Source organism: Rhizobium sp. CB3060 (genome assembly GCF_025200735.1).
GTDB lineage: Bacteria > Pseudomonadota > Alphaproteobacteria > Rhizobiales > Rhizobiaceae > Rhizobium.
Genome location: NZ_CP104158.1, coordinates 1,847,609 through 1,866,142 on the forward strand (window position 1 = coordinate 1,847,609; position 18,534 = coordinate 1,866,142).

The window sequence follows — 18,534 nt, forward strand, 5'->3', positions numbered from 1 at the left end:
TGCAAGCCACGCGGCTCGTCGACAACATCGATGACCTCGTTAGGTTCTCCAGAAGGGGAGTCTTTCGACTTCATTCTTGCTAACTTTGAAGCCCATTAGGACGCCTTCTCGCGCCCCCTTTCATCTTCGATCCAAAGCTCCAGGCGTCGGAATTCGTCCTTCGCCCAGACGGCGAGCGGCCGCACCGGATGTTCGAACCATGATCGTAGCGGCCCGAGATAGACTTCGAGGTACCGCACGATCGATCCGGACCACGAATTGGGCCGCATCCGACGGGACAGCGCCGTCCTAAACGATTTGGACTTGCCATATCTTTTCGCGATCTCCTCGAACGCCGAATGCCAGACGAATCCTTGCTCTTCTTCCTGCAGCAGCGGGAAGAAGTCGAGCGGGACATCGTGACGCTCTTCGGAGCCGTCCGCCCATCCGAGGACGAGATCGGTTGGCCCTCCAAACAGCGGGCCGACGACCGACGTCGCTTCGCCGTCGAAGCGTTCCGCTGGTCCGATGATCCTTTTGAGACGTCCCCGCTCGATCGGAGTTGCGATCTCGAAGAACCGAGAGACATGCGACCAGAGATTCTCGGGCGCATCCGTGCGGAGCATGGCAACAAGATTGCGCATTGCCTCGTTGAGCGTCGTCAATATCCCGTAGCCCTGGCACTGCGCGAGGCGTATGACCTGCGCCGCCAGGCCATCGGCAATCCTCGCGTCGAAGCCAATCGCCCTGCGAGCGAGATCATCGAGAAGATGGGCGTCCCGCGCTCGGATCGCGTGACCGGAGAACAGCTCGGAGGATATCGGTGAGCCGCGACCGCCCTTCGTGACATCGATCCCTTTGCGGCGCCTCTTGGCGTTCGCATTTTGTTCTTACCGAGGGAGGAGCCAAGAGAGTAGCAGCCCCGTCTCATCATTGGTCACAGCGAGTCATTCAGCTGCGACTAGGTTCTCAACTGAACGCAGTTCTTGCGCCTTTAAGGCTGCCATAAGACGGTGACCCACCCACTCGGCGACTGGTGGAGTTACCGAGTTTCCAACCGCATGGTAGCGCAGACTATCGATCTTATCGGCCTGCCGCTCATCGAAATGTCGTGGGCGTGTCCATTCGGGGGGAAAACCCTGAGCAAGCTCGGTTTCAACTGGCAGGAACCGACGTACCCTGCCTTCCGGATACCAGACGTAATTGCGCGACCAATCCGTCCCAGTATGTCGAGCAGATTCGGCATAGATGCAGTGAGCGATTGACTTTACGAGGGGTCCCCGCTCAGAATCTCCAATGATCGTCTGAAAGAGGGAGGGAGATTTCTTCCCATCCGATCGACCCGTCGGAGTATCCCCGTCGCTGCGTTCTGGCTCAAAAAGTATTTCTCCGGGACTTCCCCAGCCTCGATGGACCCCAACAATGTAGACTCGACGACGTTGTTGGGGGACTCCGAAATATTTAGAGTCAAGCACACGCCACGCGACGTCATACCCGCACTCGTCCAGCGCCTGGAGAACGATTGCGAAGTCTCTACCTCCGTGGGAACTAAGAAGGCCGTGGACGTTTTCGAGGATAATTGCCCTTGGCTTACGCGCTCGAACGAGGCGCATAAAGTCGTGAAAGAGTCCAGATTGGGCCCCTCGAAGCCCAGACCTTGGCCCCATTCGCGCAAGGCTGAGGTCCTGGCAGGGGAATCCTGCTGCCCAGATATCAGATTCAGGGATTTTTGCGTCATCGAGAACTCTAATGTCTTTATCGAGGGGGAGGCCAGGCCAGTGCTGCTCGAGAATCTCTCGGCAGAACGGTTTCACTTCACACTGGAAAACCACCTTGAAGCCCGCTCGCTCCAGGCCGAGGTCCAAGCCCCCGATTCCGCTGAAGAATGACGCGACTTTATAGCTCAAGGAAGCACTCCAAGGTGTAGAACATTCCGGGAACCTTTAGAGGTTTCGCTTGATTCCGTCAACCACGTGATAAGACACGTAAAATGTGGCAGTGTCCATGTTCGCTAGGCGAATCAGGTGGGGAGAAGTGCAATCAATGGCGACGTGTTCGGTGACATGGCGTCCCTCTGGCGGCGATTCCAAAACGGGTGGTCGCGGCGAGTTCGAATACGTCCCAGCGAGTAGCCTCGAAGGTCGTCAGATCAACGTCTTTATCGAAGACCTGAACTTGACCATTCCGGCTGAGGTGTACGGTGCCAGGAGAAACGGAAAGCCGCGGCTTCGAAAGGTCGAAAGCAACAACAGGCGAAAGCTCCATCTTCCTGGTCTCGTGATGGCGGCTGCCCGTCTTCCTCTTCCGGCAAGAGAAGACCTCACCCACACCGTGACGTTCCCACTTCGATCCGGTTCGTTCGTTATGGACAGCATGGATTTCGATATCATCGACGATGACGGCGACATTGCGACGTTGGCACCGCTACGGGTATCGATCAGAAACCATCCGACGTACCAAATCGATCTCCAAGATCGGTTTGCGGCGATAGCGTCCGACTTGGCCAGCATCTCGGATATTCGTTCGAACCATCCCGATCTCGCAGCCGCCATAGAGCGGCACTGGAAAGCCTTGGTAGCAGAAGAAAACTCAGCGGAAATGCAGCGCGCATCTGACGAAGTAAATCAGATACAAGAGCGTATTTTCGGCCTTACGAATGCGGCGTCGGCGACGAAGCTGGAAGAGGCTGAAGCCAAGCCACCTGTCGAGGAGGAAGAAATCTTCGGTGTAGAAGGCCGGCTTTTGGCGCGCATTCACGTCTATAAGGAGCGTGACAAGGGACTTCCGGCGCGGGTGAAGAGCTTCTACAAGACCAAGAATAAGGGCAAGTTAGTGTGCGAAGCCTGCGACCTCGATCCCGTGGCACTTTACGGCGCGAATGGCGAACGCTGCTTGGAAGCCCATCACCGTATTCCAATCGAACAGCTACAGCCGGACAGTATCACCCGGGTAGAAGAGATGGCGGTCGTGTGCGCGTCGTGCCATCGTATCATCCATTCGCAGAAACCATGCATCCCAGTTGAGGATTTGGCTTCCGCCTTGAAATCGGTCACAAAGGCATCTTGAACGGGCGTCTCGAATTTCGGAGTAAGATTGCATCTATTCATCCCAGGAATTGGCGAATCTTCGTTTCAATTGCCGCAGCGTCCTTCAGTTCGCATTCCCACAAAACCATGACCTCGAAGCCGAGGTTCTGTAGTTCGCGGAGATTGCGTTCGTCGCGGGCGACGTTCCGCTCCAGCTTCGGCCCCCAGTAATGGTTGTTCGATTTGGGTGGACGCCCGCGCTTGCATGCGGGATCATATCGAAGATGGGCGTGCCAGTAGCACCCGCGTACCTCGATAACTTTCTTTCTCGGACCGAATACCAGGTCAGGTTTGCCCGGCAGGTCTCTCCCGTGGAGGCGATATCGATAGCCCATGGAATGAACCAGCCGTCGGACGGTCATCTCGGGACCGGTGTCCGTTGAACGAACGCGAGACATATTCCAGCTACGGTGTTCAGGTCCTTTGTCCATCAGGGGCCGTCACCCGCCGTTGGCTCTGAAGGTCGCCACATCGTTGGATCATTTTGCCTGATTACAGTGAACGACTTGAAAGCGAGTCTGGCCTTGATCATCTCGATCTTTCCGAGGCCGTCTCCAATCACTGCGTGCAGTTCCTCTTTGCCAAGCTGACACCTCGCTCCGACGATAACCTCCTTGAGCTTTATGTGGTCGGTGAAAGGCTGGAAATACAGGATTTGCGGGACTTCTTTGATGACGGCTTCTTCTGGCTGCGCTTCGGCGAGCTTGATGATCAGGCGGCGTTCCCGCTCGTATTTCCAGTCTGTCGACTTTACAAACCCCATCTCCATCCGCTGCTTGTCGGTCATCTCCTCGAGGGATGAATAGCCTAGAGCGGTTGGATCGGGCAGATCACGGATATATCTTATTGCCGTCGGCTGCGCAGCATCTGCGATTTCGAACCCGAGGCAGATGCCGCGGTGGCGGTCAGCATAGTGCGACCACATCAAAGGGTCGCACCAGCGATCTGAAAAGCAAATGATGCCGTAGTTCTGATCAATCTCGTCCCGGCGACGTCGTAGCGCCTGACGTTGCACTTTGGCTCCCAGTTTTAGCGCAATGAACTCGAAAGGGTCGTTGAGGTCGAGGATGCGCGCCACCTTCAGTCGCCGCTTCTCGAGGTTCTGAAGCCCGTATTCCTTCGTGGTGAAGTAGTAGAGCCTCATTAGTCGTTCCACTCTGCAAGAAAGTTCACGTCGGGCCGATATCCGAAGTTGGCGGTATCGCAAGAGCAATCTTTCAATGGCAGGATTGAGGCTTCCTCGATCTGGATCGTCTTGCCGTCGCGCTGCCCGCAAACTGGGCAATTCATATTAAGAACATCGTATTTGACGCCTTTGAATATCTTCGGCCCCACCAAATCCGATGCCTTGAACGACTGTAGTGCCCTGTAGCGGTTACATGAACCGAGGCTGGGCGGTCACTTTAGCGGTCGGCGGTAAAGGAGCGCCAATAGCATTTCGGGCAAGCTTACCGATTGCGATTGCCTCCCCTTCAGAGGCCGCCAGCACAAGTGAATGCCAAATGGGCCTCTCGCCCTGCCCATTCCAGTTCCCGTGAAATAGATCGATCGTCACTGTATATTCCGAGTGTATGGCGATTCCTCTTTCTGCAACCTAACTGAGCTGGTGACGGCGAACCCAAAAAACAAGTGTCACGCTACCTTTCACGCGACATCCTGCTCTCGCTACGGTAGGCAGCTCCAAAAATTCGGTTTGAGGAGCGATATAATGTCGACTTCGGTTTTGACTGCTTTGACCGTGTGCTCAGGCGCAATCGCGCTGGCGCTTATGGCGGTTGCTTCATTGACATGGCCGTCCTGCAACACCCGCATTCCTGTAACCGATAGGCGAATTCTCGCCCTCGACATTCGCGGACATCTTGAGATGATGTCCTCAAATTGGAGGGCATCATGGTAAGCCTAAAGGACATTTTTGAAAGACCATTTGCTGGGCCTGAGACAAAGGTCGCCTACGAAGCTGCGCTTGGGAAATTTCTGGTCACATTCAACAGCGTTGAAAACTATATGCGTTGGATCGTGGAACTGGCTCTGAAGGAGCATGGGCGAGAAGATCTTTGGAAAATGATCAGTGAAGACATGTTCGATCGGCAGATCAAAAACCTACGGCTGGTCAGTGTGTCTGTTCCAAACGTCTCAGAGATTCCATTCGATCGACTAGCCGCCCTTAACAAGCTCCGCAACAAATTCGCCCATGGCCACTATGACCAGGACCTGTTCAGCGACGAGTTTCGCTTGGTTGGAAAGAAGGAGGTCGGCATAAAAACCACCCTTGAAGAAGTGCGAGCCGCGACCAACGAGGCCGACGATCTGTGGCAGGAGCTAACCTCCGTTATTTCACATCTGCTTCCTCCCGAGGAAGACGATCTCAAATAACTGTTGCCCACCGACGACAGCCGCAAAAGCTATCTCCGTAAATAACTGCATGGCAACGGCACAAGAGGAGCCAAATGAAAGCCTTTACAAATACCGCTCTTCACAAATGGGGTGTGCAATAAGGATGACGCGCCCAACAGGATCCAAGACACCGAAAGCGCGCGGCAAACCTCACAAAAAGAACGCGGTACGCCAAGCACCGATCACCTGGATAGATTTCTTTCCACTTATTGTTGCGGGCATGGTGGCATTATTCGTAATTCAAAGCGATTGGGCACGTAATCAGTCTTTACCCTGGGTGATCGGCCCCGCAGCCTGGTTGGCGACCATCATAGGAACAATTGCCTTCCTGCGCGCACTACGTACGAGCTCTATTGGGAGGGCGATATGCTGTGGCTCGGCCCCACGCTCGTCGCCTTTTTTGTATGGCTCTTTTTCATCGCCTCGAATGCGATAAAGTTGCGTTGGCGGCGGATGTTGTCAGTTCTGGTCGCGCCATTTCTTGGCGCTATGCCAGTAATCGCTTTTGCTTATCTTGGCGTCACCCCTGACCGCCTACGCTTTGAATATCACAAGTCCGATTTTCTTAAGGATGTAGAAGACAGCGCTGCCGCTCACGGCCATCCAGTGCTTATCAACTGGAGCTGGGGAGAAATTGCCGGCGGCTTCGGTGGATCAACCTTGGGATTCGACTTGATCTACGATGAGACTGATCAGATTGCGTCCCCGCCAACGACTTGGTCCGCGTCATTCCGAAGCCGATCGTTCAATCGGCAACCGCGTGAGCCCGGAAAGGGCTACGGTCAAGGCAGTAGTCTGTTTCCGAGCGATGAGAACATCTCGGAGCCGACCATCGAGAGCATGGGCGGCCACTTCTATCTCGCATCGCAGTTGTTCGAGTAGATTGCCTCCGTCGGGCTTATCTGCCGGTGCGGGAACGGACGGGGACGTGGGCGGGAACGCCTAGACGCGCAGATCATCAGCCAGCGGAACATCGCAACGCCCCAACGCTTCGATCATTGCCGACAGAACCTGAGCATCTTCAAGCTCAAGCTGCACACCGTTCGGTAGCCTCGCCTTCAACCGCACCCCTGTCGATGTCGGACGAGCCGCCGCGGCCCGACAGCGGCCTCGCAGTCGGCGCTGCCGCAATCACCGGAACGAAGGCCGACGGTGCGTAAGGCATAACCGTCAACGCTCTCTTCGCCTGCCGGCGCTGACGCAGCTTGATCCAGTTGCGCAACTGATTGCTTTCACCCGGTACTTCAGCGCAAGCCCTGCAACCGATACCCCGGCTCAAGGCATGCGTCGATCAAGCGCTCCTGCTCGACCGGATCAAACCGCCGTTTGCCGCTGCGAAGAACCTTGACGACCAGACGCTCTCCTGAAATTCCCGCGCCATCCAATCTCATTGTCCACAGTCTCCGTTGTGGACACAGATTCGAGGTCGCACCGTTCCTCAATTTTGAACCGGACCATCTAGCTACAGCAACACGATGTCGGAATCGGATTCGGTTATCCACAATTCTGTTGACGCAAGAACGAAAATAGAACGCAAAACCAGATACTTAGGCCTGCGTGATCCAACGGTGATCTAGATGGGTCCCCGTGTTTCATTTGCTGACCATAAAATCAGCGTAACACTTTGATATCATTAGATAAAAATGGTGGGTGATGTAGGGCTCGAACCTACGACCCGCTGATTAAGAGTCAGCTGCTCTACCAACTGAGCTAATCACCCGTAACCGCTCGCTCGCGGTGTGACCGGGCATATAAATAGGATCGGTTTGATTGTCCAGCGGCCAGATGAATTTTCTTTGGTTAATCGTCAAAAAAATTTCGAAGAGCCGCAAAAACCTTACAAAATCAAAGCTCAAGAATTCCCGTCGCCACGCATATTGCCTGACCGCCAATGCGGGCGTTGACGATATCGCCGCCGTCGATGTCGATGTGAAGGTGGATGAAGGATGGGCGGCCCATCTCGACACCCTGCTCGACGATGACGGGATGGTGGCCATCCGGCAGCCTGTCGAAATAGTTTATCGCGCCGGAAAGCGCAGCCACCGCCGCGCCCGTGGCCGGATCCTCGACAATGCCCATCCCGACGGGGAATACCCGGGCATGGAACTTGGCCGTGTGATTGAGCGCGCCGCGGCAATAGATGAAGGCCGAGGCGAGCGCACCGTCGACGAAGGGTACGGTCTTCTCCCAGAGCTGCGGATCGAATTCCATCCGTTCGGCGGCCCCGACATCGTGCACCGGCACCAGCAGGAACGGCACGCCGGCGCTCCAGATCGACGGCACGTGATTCTCGAAACCGATCTCGGTGATCTTCAGGCTGAGCGCATTGGCGATATCGGCACGGTCGAGCGGCAACATGATTTGCTGTGATTTCCGCGGCAGGTCGAATTCGGCAAAACCCGCCCTTTCCTGCCTGAGCCGGACGGCGCAGCGCACCGGCCCCACCCGCTCGTCCAGCACCGAAACGAGATCGACGTCGCCGCCATGGCGGGCATGCGCCCGCTCAGCCAGAGCGATCGCCGTGCCAACGGTCGGGTGGCCGGCGAAAGGCAGCTCGCGGGCGGGCGTGAAGATGCGCAAGCTTGCGGTATGCGCCGGGTTCTGCGGCGGCAGAACGAACACCGTCTCGGAGAGATTCATCTCCTTCGCGATCGCCTGCATCGCCTCGTCGTCCAATCCCTCGGCATCGAAGATGACGGCTAGCGGGTTGCCCGCGAGTTTTCTGTCGGTGAATACATCATAGACACTGAAGCTGCGGGCCACCCCTGCCTCCATTACATGATTCTAGACTGTAGACGCCTGCTCAACCATACATAACGGCAACACATTTGAGCGCAAGCTAAAGCTATTCCCGACGACCGAAGAACCACGCGAGAATAGGCGGCATCGCCGAACTATAATGATGCGCAGCAGGGTTGGCCGAGCGAATGGCAACCGCGTCGTCGATCTCCTTTTCGTGGTCTACCAGCATATGCGCCCGGATCCGCTCCAGCATCTCCTCGGCTGTCCAGGGGAAGCGGAAGATGCGGAACAGGGTAACGGAAAGGTTCGAATGCGTGGCGTAATAGCCCGGCTCCGCGACCGCATCCCATAGGTCGAGGCCTGTTTCCTCCATGACTTCGCGGCGCATGTTGCCCTCGACATCGCAGCGCCCGTCGACGATATCGTTTTCATCCATCGAACCCGCGGCACAATAGACCTGGCCGGGATTGGCGGTGTGCTCAGCCATGCGAATGGAAATGATCGCGCCATCGGAGGAAACCGCGACCGGAAAGGCAAAGACATGAAAGCCGCCGCCGCGCTCCCTCTGTTTGCGCCACCACATGAATGTGGAGAACGGCGTCACATATGCCTCACCCTCCACCGCCTGCTCGCTGACCGACAAGCGATGCTGAAAGATCATCCGTCCATCGAAAAGTGCCGGATTGGCGGCAATCTCCTTCTTCCAGTTTTCCTGCGCTGCCTCGGCGTTGCTGAGATGAAAAGGGTGATCGCCGGCAATAACCGCAAGATCGATGCGGGCCACCGGGAACACGGTATTTTCCGGCGGCCAGGCGGCCATGTCGTTTCGCAGTTTGAAAGCGTGAGTCATAATAGATCCAATGTCATGACGACGGGGCAATGATCGGAGGCCTTCGGCCTGTCCCAACCGGTACGTGGATAACGTTCTACTTCCTGTCCGGGCGGAAATATGGTGCGAAAGGGCTGACCGGAGCGGACGACGTCGGGCATCCGCTGCGCATTGGCGCGCGCCAAGGCCGGAGACAGCCAGATATAGTCGAGCTGGCAAAGCCACTGCTCCTGCGGCCCGCGAGCGTGATACAACGTCCAGCGGTCCAGCACATCGCGCCGGCGCATAACGTTTTCAACGAAACCGTCCTTGCTGAAGACATCGAGCACGCTGCTCTCTTCATCCCGATGTTTGAAACGATAGCCGGTGTGGCGCGTGCCGATGACATCGACGCGCTCCTGATAGTCGTTCATATCGCCGCAAATAGCGAAATTCTTCGTCGCCGTATGACCGGCGCCAAAACGGTCCTCGATGAGGCGGCGCACGGCAAGCGTCTCGGCGCGGCGGACCGGCATGGTCGAATCTCGGCCACCGACGCCTTCCCGCACTGGCCCCATCGATTTCAGATGCACGACATACAGCGAGAACGGCACGCCGCCGATGGTCAAATCAAGCTCCAGGCAATCACGCTTGAAGATCTTGTCGTCCAGATGAAGATCAAGTGCGGCCAGTTCATCGTTGAAAAGACCGAAATCGCGATAAGTCACCATGGCGTGACTTCTGATGTCCTTCAACACGATCGGCTGCCCGTCACGCGTCTCCTCGCGCATCATCACGGCAACATCGATACCCCTGCCATCATTGCCCTCGATCAGGAACTTCTGCCGGTAGCCATTGCCGACCATGCGGTAGAGATAGCCGTACTCGAAAGCCTGCAATGCCGCCATGCTGTCGACTTCCTGCAGGCAAATGATGTCGGCATCTGCATCGGCGATCGCAAGCGCCGTCATCTGCCTGGTGTCATCGGTGGCAGCGACCACGCGCGCCGCTTCGAGCTGCTTGTAGATGGCTTCGTTCTGCACGTCGAACAGCTTCAACACACGGTCCTGGCGCAACTGATTGCGGAAACCGGTGTAATCGAAACGGGTCAGCAGGTTTTCGACATTGAAGGTGGCAAGGCGCAGGGACATCTGGCATTCCGGTTTGTGGAGATATGGGCCGGCTCGCCCAAATCAATTGGGCTTGGCTGTTACGGTCGATTTGAACTTGCCCATGAGATAGGGGCCGGAGAGAACAGGGGCATATTTCGGCTCCTCGCCCCGCGAAAGACAGGACGGCAGGCAGGCGATCTCGGCAAACCAGTTCGGCTGGTGAAAGAACGCCAGCGACTGCCGTCGTTGCATCCCTCCCTCTTCCGGTGGCGGATTGACGACACGGTGCACCGTCGAGACCCAGCGATCATTGGTCCAAAGCGCCATCAGGTCACCGATATTGATGACGAAGGCGCCGGGTACCGGCGGCACAGGCGTCCATTGGCCGTCGGGCGCTATGATCTCCAGTCCCTTGGAGCCCGGCTGCGGCAGCAGGATCGTCAGGCTGCCATAATCGGTATGCGCGCCGGCGCGCAACTGGCCCGGCTGCGGCGCGACACGCTGCTCGGGATAATTCAGCGCCCGAAGCGCGCTGATCGGTGCGTCGACGTAGCTGTCGAAAAAATGCTCGTCGAGACCGAGCGCGGTGGCAAAGACGCGCATGATCCGCGCCGCCAAATCCTCCATCGAACGGTAATAGGCCTTCCAAGCATCCGCAAAGCCTTCCGGACCATCCGGCCAGATGGTGGCGGCATAGCAGAAGCCGAGCGCTTCCGGATCGGTCATGCCAGCCGGCACGGCAAGCGGCCCGCCGTTGAAACTTTCCTTGAGGTCGGGCGGTGTGTCGATGTTGCGCGATTTCGACAGCGCCTCGGTGCCCGGGCCAAGATAGCCATAGGGATAGCCGGGATACGGCGCTTTTGCCCGTTGCTTGACATCGGCGGGCCGATCAAAAAAAGCGTGCGTCTTTGCCCATACGGCTTGGATTACAGCCTCATCGACACCATGGTTGGCAATCGCCAGAAAGCCGGTCGAACGGCAGATTTCGTCGACCTCAGCACCAAGCCGCCTCTTCTCCCCTTCGCCGGCCGCCTCGAAGGCGCCGAGATCGAAAATCGGGAAGTTTTGATCGGACATGGCGCGACTCCCATTCGTGACATCGGGCAACTCAAGCACAGGTGGGGACCGTGAACAACCGTCTTGTCTCCCCGCCCGCCGCATCGATCACAGCCGCCACGCCGAGCGAACGGCGACCGCGTAGACATCGCCCGTTTTCACCGCTTCGCGGCTATAGGCTCTCAATATCTGACCATCCGGCAGCGATAGCCGCAAGGCGTAGCGCTCGCCCTCGTAAAGGACGGTGTCCACCCTGCAAGAGATACCATCGGCATCGGCGACCACGTCCTCGGGTCGAACGAGGATATCAGCGCGCGGGTTCCCGTCCCCCTGCTCTCTCCAAATCGTCTTCAGCGCCGACCAATCGATAAGCCGCGGCTTACCATCCGGAATGGCGAGCGACAGGATCGCGCCCTGCCCCACCAATCCGCCGACCAGCCGTCCCTCCGGTCGCGCATAGATTTCCGCCGGCGCCGCCACCTGCAATAGCCGTCCCTCGGACATGACTGCGACATCGGTCGCGAGCGCCATGGCCTCGCTCTGGTCGTGGGTGACATAAACCATGGTGGCGCCCGAGCGCTGATGGAATTCGCGGAAGGTCTCCTCCATCTCCTTCTTGAGATGACGATCGAGATTGGCGAGAGGCTCGTCCAGCAGCACGACATCGGGCGATGTCACAAGGCAGCGCGCCAGCGCCACACGCTGACGCTGGCCGCCGGAAAGATCCGCAGGCCGCCGTTCCGCATAGTCTTCCAGCCGCACGGTCGACAGCGCCTCTCGCACCTTCTGACGGTAACGCTCGCCGGAAATGCCGCGCACTTTGAGTGGGTAGCCGACATTGCCGGCAACGTTCATATGCGGCCAGAGCGCATAGGACTGGAACACCATCGCCATGTTGCGCCGCTCCGGCGGCAAGGTATGAGCGGCATCGGCAAACAGACGTTCGCCGAGATGGATCGAACCATCCGTCGGCTGCTCGAAGCCGGCTATCATTCTCAGCACCGTCGTCTTGCCGCAGCCGGAGGGGCCGAGCAACGCCAGGAAACCACCTTCGCGGACCTCCAGCGACAGCGCCTTGCCCGTGCCGAAATCCTTGCTGACGTGATTGAGGATCAGCTTCGCCACGGCACCACTCCCTTCGGCAGGTGCTTGGCTAAAATTTCCAGCAGCAACATCATGGTCACCACCATGGCGACGACGATGACGGACATGGCGGAGGCGAGATCGGCGCTGCCGCCATCATCGAGATTGTAGATGACGACGCCGAGCGTTTGCGTGCCCGCCGCCCAGAGCAAAGCGGAAACGGTGAGCTCGTTGCAGGCGATGAGAAAAACCAGGATCACCGAAGCGCCCGCTGCCGGCGCGATCAGTGGCACAATGATATCGGCAAGACGACGGAAGAAACCGGCGCCCGAGAGACGAGCCGCCTCCTCCAGCGCCGGATCGAGCTGCAGAAAGGCGCTCATCACCGGCTTGAGGCTGACAGCGAAATAGGCCGAGAAATAGGCGAGCAGAATGATCCAGATCGTGCCGTAAAGCGTGATATTGAGGACGGGCAATGGTGCCGCGAAAACCAGGATGAAAGAGACGGCGACGATGATCCCCGGCAGCGAATAGGGAATCTCGATCAATCCGCCGACGATCCGGCTCAGCATATCCTTGCGTCGCGTCAGGGAGTAAGCGGCCAGGACAGTCACCACCAGGAGACCAAGTGCCGTCATCCCGGAGAGGAATAGGGAATTGGAAAAAGCGACGCGCGTCACCGTCTGCCGAAACAGAATTTCGGTGAAGGCGTGCAACGACGCCGTCTTGAAGGTCAACGGCACGCCATAGGCCGGCACCAGCGCGCCGGCGACCAGAGCGAAGAACGGTGCGACGAGCATAATGAACAGGATCATCCACAGCAGCGGCACCGCCCCAAGACGCCAACGGCCGAGCGCCAGGGCGGCAGAGGCGCCGGAAAGGCCGATGACGCGATAATCCCGCCCTTTCAGCGCTTTGCCCTGTACCGCGAGGCCGGCAACCGAAATCACCGCGATCATCGCCGACAGCACGGCGATGTCACCGAAGGTGCGTGGGCCAAAGGTGGAGAATTTGGTGAAGATCAACGTCGACAAGGTGAAGATCGAAGCAGGAATGCCGAGTATAGCCGGGATGCCGAAATTGCCGATCGAAGAGACGAAGGCGATGGCGGCACCGGCGATGACACCGGGCAGTGACAGCGGTAGGATGATGTCGCGGAACACCCGAAATCCCGAAGCACCCGAAAGCCTTGCCGCCTCGACGCCGTCACGCGGCAGTGCCATCAGACCGGCCCGGAGTGCCAGATAAACCAACGGCGCGTGCTGCACGCCATAGAGCAGCGCAATGCCGCCGACAGAATAAAGCGGCTGCGGCGAGCCGAGCGGCGGCGCGATGTGCAGCGCCTTCAACAGGGGGCTCGATGGGCCGGACATCTGCACCCAGGCGAGCGCGGTGACCTGCGGCGGGATCATCATCGGCAGGACGAAAAGAAAACTAAGGGGTCCCCGGCCCGGAATGTCGGTCAAGGTGAGCAGGAAGGCAAAGAGGCTGCCGAGCAACACGGAAATAACCGTGCCAAACACGGCGGTCTCAATCGTATACCAGGCCGAACGCCAGAGGGCGGGATCGGTGATCAGTTCGTAGGCTCCGCCACGCAGCAGCGCCTCGATGCCAGCCTCCGCCAGCCGCGCCAGTGGCAGCACGCTGAGCAGCATCACGATGGTAACGACAAAAGGAAACAGCCAGGTTGGCTGGCTGTTTCCTTTACGCACATATCCGTACATCGACCGTCCAGATTGGATCACTTCGATCCGTAGTAGGAAGAGAAGGTCTTCAGATCCTGGTCGGTGTTCTTCAGAGCTTCGGCCGCATTCAACGGCAAAACCTTGATGCTGTCACGCGCCGGGAAACCGGCGGGCAGCGGCATGCCGTTGCGGGCAGGGATATAGCCGAGGTTCAGGAAGCCTTGCTGGCCCTTTTCCGACAGAGCGTAGTCGACGAATTTCTTGGCGGCGTCGACATGCTTGGTGCTGGCGAGAATGCCGACCGGCTCGGTCACGGCCGAAACGCCTTCGGTCGGGAAAACGAATTCCAGCGGCGCACCCTTGGCCTTTTCGCGGATCGGCATGTAATCGACGATCATGCCGTAGGCCTTTTCGCCGGAAGCAACCGCCTTCAGCACCGCACCATTGCCGCCGGAAGCGATTGCGCCGTTAGCGGCGAGATTCTTGTAGAAATCCCAGCCGAGGCTGCCGACGCCGGCAAGCGTCTGCGCGTGAATGAGAGCGGCACCCGAAGCAAGCGGGCTCGGCATGGCGACGAGCCCCTTGGCTTCCGGCTTGGTCAGGTCCTGCCAGCTCGTGGGCTTCATCGCAGCGGCGGTGTTATAGACGATGCCGGTGGTGATCAGCTTGGTGGAATAGTAGTAGCCGTCGGCGTCATAGAGCGCCGGATCGTAGTTTGCGGCTTCCGCCGACTTATAGGCCAATAGTTTGCCGGCTTCCTTCAGGCGCTCCAGCGTAACCGTATCGGCGATCAGCAGAACGTCGGCAACGGGAGCGCCGGCCTGGATTTCCGCCTGCAGCTTGGCGATGATCTGCGGCGTGCCGTCGCGAACCCAGTCGACCTTGATGCCGGGATTGGCAGCCATGAAGCCATCGACGGTTGCCTGCGCATCGGCATTCGGTTGGCTGGTGTAGAGGACGAGATCGGCGGCGGCGGCAGAACCAGAGAAAAGAGCAATGGCCAGCAGGCCGGCGAGAGCGGAAACAAACGTCTTCATGAAGCGTCCTCGGCTGGGTGATGAGAAGGGTTCCTTAGCGGCGGCGGTTAACATGATTGTGACAATCTGCAACCGCAGACCGGCCGTTCATACTATCATTCGACCTTGACCATAAACGCCCTGCACTATCTCCTAGCGCGCGAGTTTCAGCTTTGGTTTTGGAGGATAATCTATGGAATACCGTCTGCTTGGCCGCTCCGGCCTCAAAGTTTCGACCATCACCATGGGCACGATGACCTTCGGTGGCGTCGGCTGGGCGAAGACCGTCGGTGATCTCGGCGTCAGCGAGGCGAAACGACTTGTCGATATGTGCCTCGATGCCGGCGTCAACTTGATCGACACGGCCGATGTCTACTCGCAGGGGGCTTCCGAAGAAATTCTCGGCGAGATCATCGGCGGCCCGCGCAAGAACGGCGTATTGATCGCCACCAAGGCCCGTTTCCCGATGGGCCAGGGCGTCAACGACGCCGGCTCCTCACGCCAGCACCTGATCCAGGCTTGCGAAGCCAGCCTGAAGCGCATGAAGACTAATGTCATCGATCTCTATCAGTTGCATGAATGGGACGGCCAGACGCCGCTCGAAGAAACGATGGAAGCGCTCGATACGCTCATCCGTCAAGGCAAGGTGCGCTACATCGGCTGCTCGAATTTTTCCGGCTGGCACATCATGAAAGCACTCGGCGTCAGCGAGCGCGACAAGCGCGAACGTTTCGTCAGCCAGCAGGTCCACTATACGCTGGAAGCGCGAGATGCCGAATATGAGCTGCTGCCAGTCAGCATCGACCAGGGCCTCGGCGTCCTCGTCTGGAGCCCGATCGCCGGCGGTCTCCTCTCCGGCAAACATCGCCGCAACCAAGCGACGCCGGAAGGCACCCGCCAGTTTGCCGGCTGGACCGAGCCGCCGATCCGCGACGAGAACCGCCTGTGGAACATCGTCGATACGCTGGTGGAGATCGCCGATGGTCGTGGCGTCTCAGCCGCACAGGTCGCACTCGCCTGGCTGATCGGCCGCAAGGGCGTAACGTCTGTCATCATCGGCGGTCGCACGGACGCGCAATTCAAGGACAATCTCGCCAGCGCCGAGCTGAAGCTGACGGAAGAAGAGCGCAAGCGCCTCGACGACGTCAGTCTGTTGCCTTTACTGTATCCCTACTGGCACCACCGCAATACAGCAACCGACAGGCTGAGCGATGCCGACCTCTCGCTGATTGCACCGCATCTGGCGAACTGATGGAAAGCCAAAAACCTTCTCTCCCCGGAGAGAAGGTGGACAAGAACTGCTGAACGCAGTGAAGCAGTGATTGGCCGGTTGAGGGGGGAACCCGTCGCATTGCGGCGAGCGCCTTCAGCGGCAAGCGAAAGGCAATCCTTACGGTGCAACGCCCCCCTCAACCTGCGCTAAAGCGCATCCTTCTCCCAGCTGGGGAGAAGGTAAGAACTAGGCCGCCATCGCCCCGATTTCGCTGGCGATCAACTTGCCGAGCCGCGAGATCCCCTCATCGATCATCTGCTCGTTGGCGCAGGAGAAGCTGACGCGGAAGGTGTTCGGGCCGGAGCCATCGGCGAAGAAGGCCTGGCCGGGCACGAAGGCCACTTTCGCAGTCTCCAGCGATTTTGCCAGCAGCTTGGCCCCATCCATGCCCTTCGGCAGGGTAACCCAGACGAACATCCCGCCCTCGGGTTTCGTCCAGCTCGTACCCTCAGGCATATATTTCGCAAGCGCCGCCAGCATGCAGTCGCGTCGGTGGCTATAAGTCTTGCGGACCTTGGCGACCTGCGCATCGAAGCCGCGTTCGGCGACTTGATGGATGGCAATCTGGTTGATGGTCGAGGAATGCAGATCAGCCGCCTGCTTCATCAGCACCAATTTGCGAATGACTGGCGCGTTGGCAACGACGAAACCAACGCGAAGACCCGGCGCCAAGGTCTTGGAAAAGCTGCCGCAATAGATCGTCCGCGTATCGTTGATATTGCCTTTGCGGGCTATCTCCAGCGCCAGGATTGGCGGGATCGCCTCGCCGTCATAACGCAGCGACTGATAGGCGGCATCTTCGATGATGGCGATATCCAGTTCGTCGCCGAGATCGATCAGCTTTTCGCGGGAAGCGAGATCGACCGTTTCGCCGGTCGGATTGGCAAAATCGGCGGAGAGATAGGCGAACTTTACCTTTCCACCCGCCTGCTCGGCAGTCGCGCGGTAGGAAGCCGGCGTGCGATTGCCGTTCGGCGTGAGCTGATCGTAAGTCGGCTCATAGGCATTGAATGCCTGCAACGCACCGAGATAGGTCGGCGCGGTGACCAATGCCGTATCCTTCGGCGACAGGAACAGCTTACCCAGGTAATCGAGACCCTGTTGCGAACCGGAAACGATAAAGACGTTTTCAAGCTCGCAGGGAACCCCAAGCGCCACCATCTGGCCGACCAGCCATTCGCGCAGCGGCTTGTAGCCTTCGCTGACCGAATATTGCAGCGCCGCGTTGACAGCCGGACCGGAAAAGATGTCCGCATAAGCCTGCTTGAATTCCTGATCCGGAAACAGCGCCGGATCGGGAATGCCGCCCGCAAACGAGATGATGTCCGGACGCTCCAGCAGCTTCAGCAACTCGCGGATTTCGGAGGCGCGCATACGGCTTGAGCGCGTCGCAAAGATATTTTCCCAATTCAGCATGGGGCTTCCTCGTAATTTTTTGTCTTTGCGCCACAAGATCACGCAACAAACGATAAGTCAATAATACTGACCTATTTTGTTTGTGACGGTGACATTCTCAAGGAGATTTGTAGTCAAAGGGGTTGAGAACAGCAGCGGGAAAGGCCGAAAAATCGACGATATCGCGCGTAACGATCGTGAGATTATGAACGGATGCAGTCGCCGCTATCATCGCATCGGCAATCAGCGTCGGCGATTTGCGATGCATGAATTGCGCCCATCGGATCATGCACTCCGCATCCAGGGGAATGACCCGAATCCCAAGCTGCAAACTGTCCAGCCAACGCATAAGCTCTTTTGCCTTTTGCGGATCGGTTTCTCCAGTCAACTCTATACCGCGCTGGATCTCGCCGATCGTGATGGCCGAAATCGCAAGGTCGTCACTCCTGACACTATGTATCCAGGCCAGTACCGCGCCATGCGGCTTTATCCCGCGCAATTCCGATACCACATTCGTATCAAGCAAATACAAGCGTCAATCCTCACTCAGATTGACGTCCCGCCAGACCCATTCCTTACGAGACGGGATATCGAGATCGAATCTTGGCTCCGGCGCGAGAAGCACGTCCTTGGCGGACGGCTTGGCCCGCTTGTTCAGCGCTTCCCACTCAGACACGGAAACAAGCACGGCTTTAGGTTCGCCTCTTTTTGAAACAAGCTGCGGCCCTTCCTCCAGCGAGGCATCAAGCATTTCACTAAATTTCGCTTTGGCGTCCTGAACAGGCCATTGGCGCATGACACCCTCCATCTGACTAGTTAAAAGACTAGTTACTTCTCGCCCGCAATTCAAGATCAAACTTGCGAAACAGCGATCCCGCTCCGATACTCAAGTTGATGACCGAATG

At 58.1% G+C, this 18,534-nt stretch carries 21 protein-coding genes and 1 tRNA gene; 5 read left to right on the forward strand and 17 right to left on the reverse strand.

From position 1 onward, the window contains the following. Positions 1 to 95 precede the first annotated feature (95 nt). On the reverse strand, positions 96 to 239 hold the full coding sequence (locus N2601_RS08960; protein WP_260303938.1) for a hypothetical protein: 144 nt from the start codon (positions 237 to 239) through the stop codon (positions 96 to 98). Positions 240 to 338: 99 nt separating this feature from the next. Between N2601_RS08960 and N2601_RS08965 the strand changes: the two genes are divergently transcribed. Next, positions 339 to 806 carry a hypothetical protein gene (locus N2601_RS08965; RefSeq protein WP_260303939.1) on the forward strand — a complete coding sequence of 156 codons (468 nt, stop codon included), beginning with the start codon at positions 339 to 341 and terminating at the stop codon, positions 804 to 806. Positions 807 to 926: 120 nt separating this feature from the next. Here N2601_RS08965 and N2601_RS34210 read toward each other — a convergent pair whose 3' ends face one another. After that, complete coding sequence (locus N2601_RS34210) at positions 927 to 1,886, reverse strand: DNA cytosine methyltransferase (protein WP_445944999.1); 960 nt, start codon at positions 1,884 to 1,886, stop codon at positions 927 to 929. A 136-nt stretch (positions 1,887 to 2,022) separates the two neighbouring features. On the opposite strand from N2601_RS34210, the gene N2601_RS08970 reads away from it, so the two are divergent. Continuing rightward, positions 2,023 to 3,045, forward strand: a complete 1,023-nt coding sequence (locus N2601_RS08970; protein ID WP_260303940.1) for an HNH endonuclease — start codon at positions 2,023 to 2,025, stop codon at positions 3,043 to 3,045. A 37-nt stretch (positions 3,046 to 3,082) separates the two neighbouring features. Here N2601_RS08970 and N2601_RS08975 read toward each other — a convergent pair whose 3' ends face one another. Together N2601_RS08975 and N2601_RS08980 are read right to left on the reverse strand one after the other, a co-directional pair. After that, positions 3,083 to 3,496: a very short patch repair endonuclease gene (locus N2601_RS08975; protein WP_260303941.1), complete on the reverse strand. Its 414-nt coding sequence runs from the start codon at positions 3,494 to 3,496 to the stop codon at positions 3,083 to 3,085. Beyond that, positions 3,496 to 4,209 carry a DUF2971 domain-containing protein gene (locus tag N2601_RS08980; protein ID WP_260303942.1) on the reverse strand — a complete coding sequence of 238 codons (714 nt, stop codon included), beginning with the start codon at positions 4,207 to 4,209 and terminating at the stop codon, positions 3,496 to 3,498. The genes N2601_RS08975 and N2601_RS08980 overlap by 1 nt, the downstream gene beginning before the upstream one ends. 746 nt (positions 4,210 to 4,955) lie before the next feature. Here N2601_RS08980 and N2601_RS08985 point away from each other — a divergent pair. Together N2601_RS08985 and N2601_RS08990 are read left to right on the forward strand one after the other, a co-directional pair. Further along, positions 4,956 to 5,438 (forward strand): hypothetical protein, encoded by a 483-nt coding sequence (locus tag N2601_RS08985; RefSeq protein WP_260303943.1) that lies wholly within the window; start codon positions 4,956 to 4,958, stop codon positions 5,436 to 5,438. A gap of 387 nt (positions 5,439 to 5,825) precedes the next feature. Continuing rightward, positions 5,826 to 6,341, forward strand: a complete 516-nt coding sequence (locus N2601_RS08990; protein WP_260303944.1) for a hypothetical protein — start codon at positions 5,826 to 5,828, stop codon at positions 6,339 to 6,341. 145 nt (positions 6,342 to 6,486) lie between these two features. Here N2601_RS08990 and N2601_RS08995 read toward each other — a convergent pair whose 3' ends face one another. From N2601_RS08995 to N2601_RS09040, 10 genes are all read right to left on the reverse strand, one after another. Then, complete coding sequence (locus N2601_RS08995) at positions 6,487 to 6,681, reverse strand: hypothetical protein (RefSeq protein ID WP_260303945.1); 195 nt, start codon at positions 6,679 to 6,681, stop codon at positions 6,487 to 6,489. Between the two features lie 22 nt (positions 6,682 to 6,703). Beyond that, complete coding sequence (locus N2601_RS09000) at positions 6,704 to 6,850, reverse strand: hypothetical protein (RefSeq protein ID WP_260303946.1); 147 nt, start codon at positions 6,848 to 6,850, stop codon at positions 6,704 to 6,706. 253 nt (positions 6,851 to 7,103) lie between these two features. Further along, a tRNA-Lys gene (locus tag N2601_RS09005) sits at positions 7,104 to 7,179 on the reverse strand. A 125-nt stretch (positions 7,180 to 7,304) separates the two neighbouring features. Beyond that, on the reverse strand, positions 7,305 to 8,222 hold the full coding sequence (locus N2601_RS09010) for a PhzF family phenazine biosynthesis protein (RefSeq protein WP_104823475.1): 918 nt from the start codon (positions 8,220 to 8,222) through the stop codon (positions 7,305 to 7,307). 82 nt (positions 8,223 to 8,304) lie between these two features. Then, complete coding sequence (locus tag N2601_RS09015) at positions 8,305 to 9,051, reverse strand: NUDIX hydrolase (RefSeq protein WP_260303947.1); 747 nt, start codon at positions 9,049 to 9,051, stop codon at positions 8,305 to 8,307. Continuing rightward, on the reverse strand, positions 9,048 to 10,160 hold the full coding sequence (locus tag N2601_RS09020) for an endonuclease/exonuclease/phosphatase family protein (RefSeq protein WP_260303948.1): 1,113 nt from the start codon (positions 10,158 to 10,160) through the stop codon (positions 9,048 to 9,050). The genes N2601_RS09015 and N2601_RS09020 overlap by 4 nt, the downstream gene beginning before the upstream one ends. A 42-nt stretch (positions 10,161 to 10,202) precedes the next feature. Continuing rightward, entirely contained in the window at positions 10,203 to 11,198 is a 996-nt protein-coding gene (locus N2601_RS09025; RefSeq protein ID WP_104823478.1) for an isopenicillin N synthase family dioxygenase, read from the reverse strand. Between the two features lie 87 nt (positions 11,199 to 11,285). Beyond that, positions 11,286 to 12,302 (reverse strand): ABC transporter ATP-binding protein, encoded by a 1,017-nt coding sequence (locus tag N2601_RS09030; protein ID WP_260303949.1) that lies wholly within the window; start codon positions 12,300 to 12,302, stop codon positions 11,286 to 11,288. Further along, the gene (locus N2601_RS09035; RefSeq protein WP_104823480.1) at positions 12,290 to 13,984 is read right to left on the reverse strand and encodes an ABC transporter permease; all 1,695 of its coding nucleotides are present in this window, start codon (positions 13,982 to 13,984) and stop codon (positions 12,290 to 12,292) included. Before N2601_RS09035 ends, N2601_RS09030 begins: the two co-directional genes overlap by 13 nt. A 17-nt stretch (positions 13,985 to 14,001) precedes the next feature. Then, positions 14,002 to 14,982, reverse strand: a complete 981-nt coding sequence (locus N2601_RS09040; protein ID WP_104823481.1) for an ABC transporter substrate-binding protein — start codon at positions 14,980 to 14,982, stop codon at positions 14,002 to 14,004. 172 nt (positions 14,983 to 15,154) lie between these two features. Here N2601_RS09040 and N2601_RS09045 point away from each other — a divergent pair, with 172 nt between their 5' ends. After that, positions 15,155 to 16,213: an aldo/keto reductase gene (locus N2601_RS09045; RefSeq protein ID WP_260303950.1), complete on the forward strand. Its 1,059-nt coding sequence runs from the start codon at positions 15,155 to 15,157 to the stop codon at positions 16,211 to 16,213. A 207-nt stretch (positions 16,214 to 16,420) separates the two neighbouring features. Here the strand turns inward: N2601_RS09045 and N2601_RS09050 are convergent, their stop codons facing one another. The 3 genes from N2601_RS09050 to N2601_RS09060 all read right to left on the reverse strand — a co-directional run bounded on the left by N2601_RS09050 (position 16,421) and on the right by N2601_RS09060 (position 18,425). Beyond that, the gene (locus tag N2601_RS09050) at positions 16,421 to 17,650 is read right to left on the reverse strand and encodes an aminotransferase-like domain-containing protein (RefSeq protein ID WP_104823483.1); all 1,230 of its coding nucleotides are present in this window, start codon (positions 17,648 to 17,650) and stop codon (positions 16,421 to 16,423) included. A gap of 97 nt (positions 17,651 to 17,747) precedes the next feature. Further along, entirely contained in the window at positions 17,748 to 18,161 is a 414-nt protein-coding gene (locus tag N2601_RS09055) for a type II toxin-antitoxin system VapC family toxin (protein ID WP_104823484.1), read from the reverse strand. Between the two features lie 3 nt (positions 18,162 to 18,164). Continuing rightward, positions 18,165 to 18,425 carry a type II toxin-antitoxin system Phd/YefM family antitoxin gene (locus N2601_RS09060; protein ID WP_104823485.1) on the reverse strand — a complete coding sequence of 87 codons (261 nt, stop codon included), beginning with the start codon at positions 18,423 to 18,425 and terminating at the stop codon, positions 18,165 to 18,167. Between the last annotated feature and the right edge of the window lie 109 nt (positions 18,426 to 18,534).

Bases quoted from the DNA above. Each gene is read 5' to 3' on its own strand.
- N2601_RS08965 (WP_260303939.1), top strand. From the start codon at position 339: ATGCCAGACGAATCCTTGCTCTTCTTCCTGCAGCAGCGGGAAGAAGTC.
- N2601_RS08970 (WP_260303940.1), top strand. From the start codon at position 2,023: ATGGCGACGTGTTCGGTGACATGGCGTCCCTCTGGCGGCGATTCCAAA.
- N2601_RS08975 (WP_260303941.1), bottom strand. From the start codon at position 3,496: ATGGACAAAGGACCTGAACACCGTAGCTGGAATATGTCTCGCGTTCGT.
- N2601_RS08980 (WP_260303942.1), bottom strand. From the start codon at position 4,209: ATGAGGCTCTACTACTTCACCACGAAGGAATACGGGCTTCAGAACCTC.
- N2601_RS08985 (WP_260303943.1), top strand. From the start codon at position 4,956: ATGGTAAGCCTAAAGGACATTTTTGAAAGACCATTTGCTGGGCCTGAG.
- N2601_RS08990 (WP_260303944.1), top strand. From the start codon at position 5,826: ATGCTGTGGCTCGGCCCCACGCTCGTCGCCTTTTTTGTATGGCTCTTT.
- N2601_RS09000 (WP_260303946.1), bottom strand. From the start codon at position 6,850: ATGAGATTGGATGGCGCGGGAATTTCAGGAGAGCGTCTGGTCGTCAAG.
- N2601_RS09015 (WP_260303947.1), bottom strand. From the start codon at position 9,051: ATGACTCACGCTTTCAAACTGCGAAACGACATGGCCGCCTGGCCGCCG.
- N2601_RS09020 (WP_260303948.1), bottom strand. From the start codon at position 10,160: ATGTCCCTGCGCCTTGCCACCTTCAATGTCGAAAACCTGCTGACCCGT.
- N2601_RS09025 (WP_104823478.1), bottom strand. From the start codon at position 11,198: ATGTCCGATCAAAACTTCCCGATTTTCGATCTCGGCGCCTTCGAGGCG.
- N2601_RS09035 (WP_104823480.1), bottom strand. From the start codon at position 13,984: ATGTACGGATATGTGCGTAAAGGAAACAGCCAGCCAACCTGGCTGTTT.
- N2601_RS09040 (WP_104823481.1), bottom strand. From the start codon at position 14,982: ATGAAGACGTTTGTTTCCGCTCTCGCCGGCCTGCTGGCCATTGCTCTT.
- N2601_RS09045 (WP_260303950.1), top strand. From the start codon at position 15,155: ATGGAATACCGTCTGCTTGGCCGCTCCGGCCTCAAAGTTTCGACCATC.
- N2601_RS09050 (WP_104823483.1), bottom strand. From the start codon at position 17,650: ATGCTGAATTGGGAAAATATCTTTGCGACGCGCTCAAGCCGTATGCGC.
- N2601_RS09060 (WP_104823485.1), bottom strand. From the start codon at position 18,425: ATGCGCCAATGGCCTGTTCAGGACGCCAAAGCGAAATTTAGTGAAATG.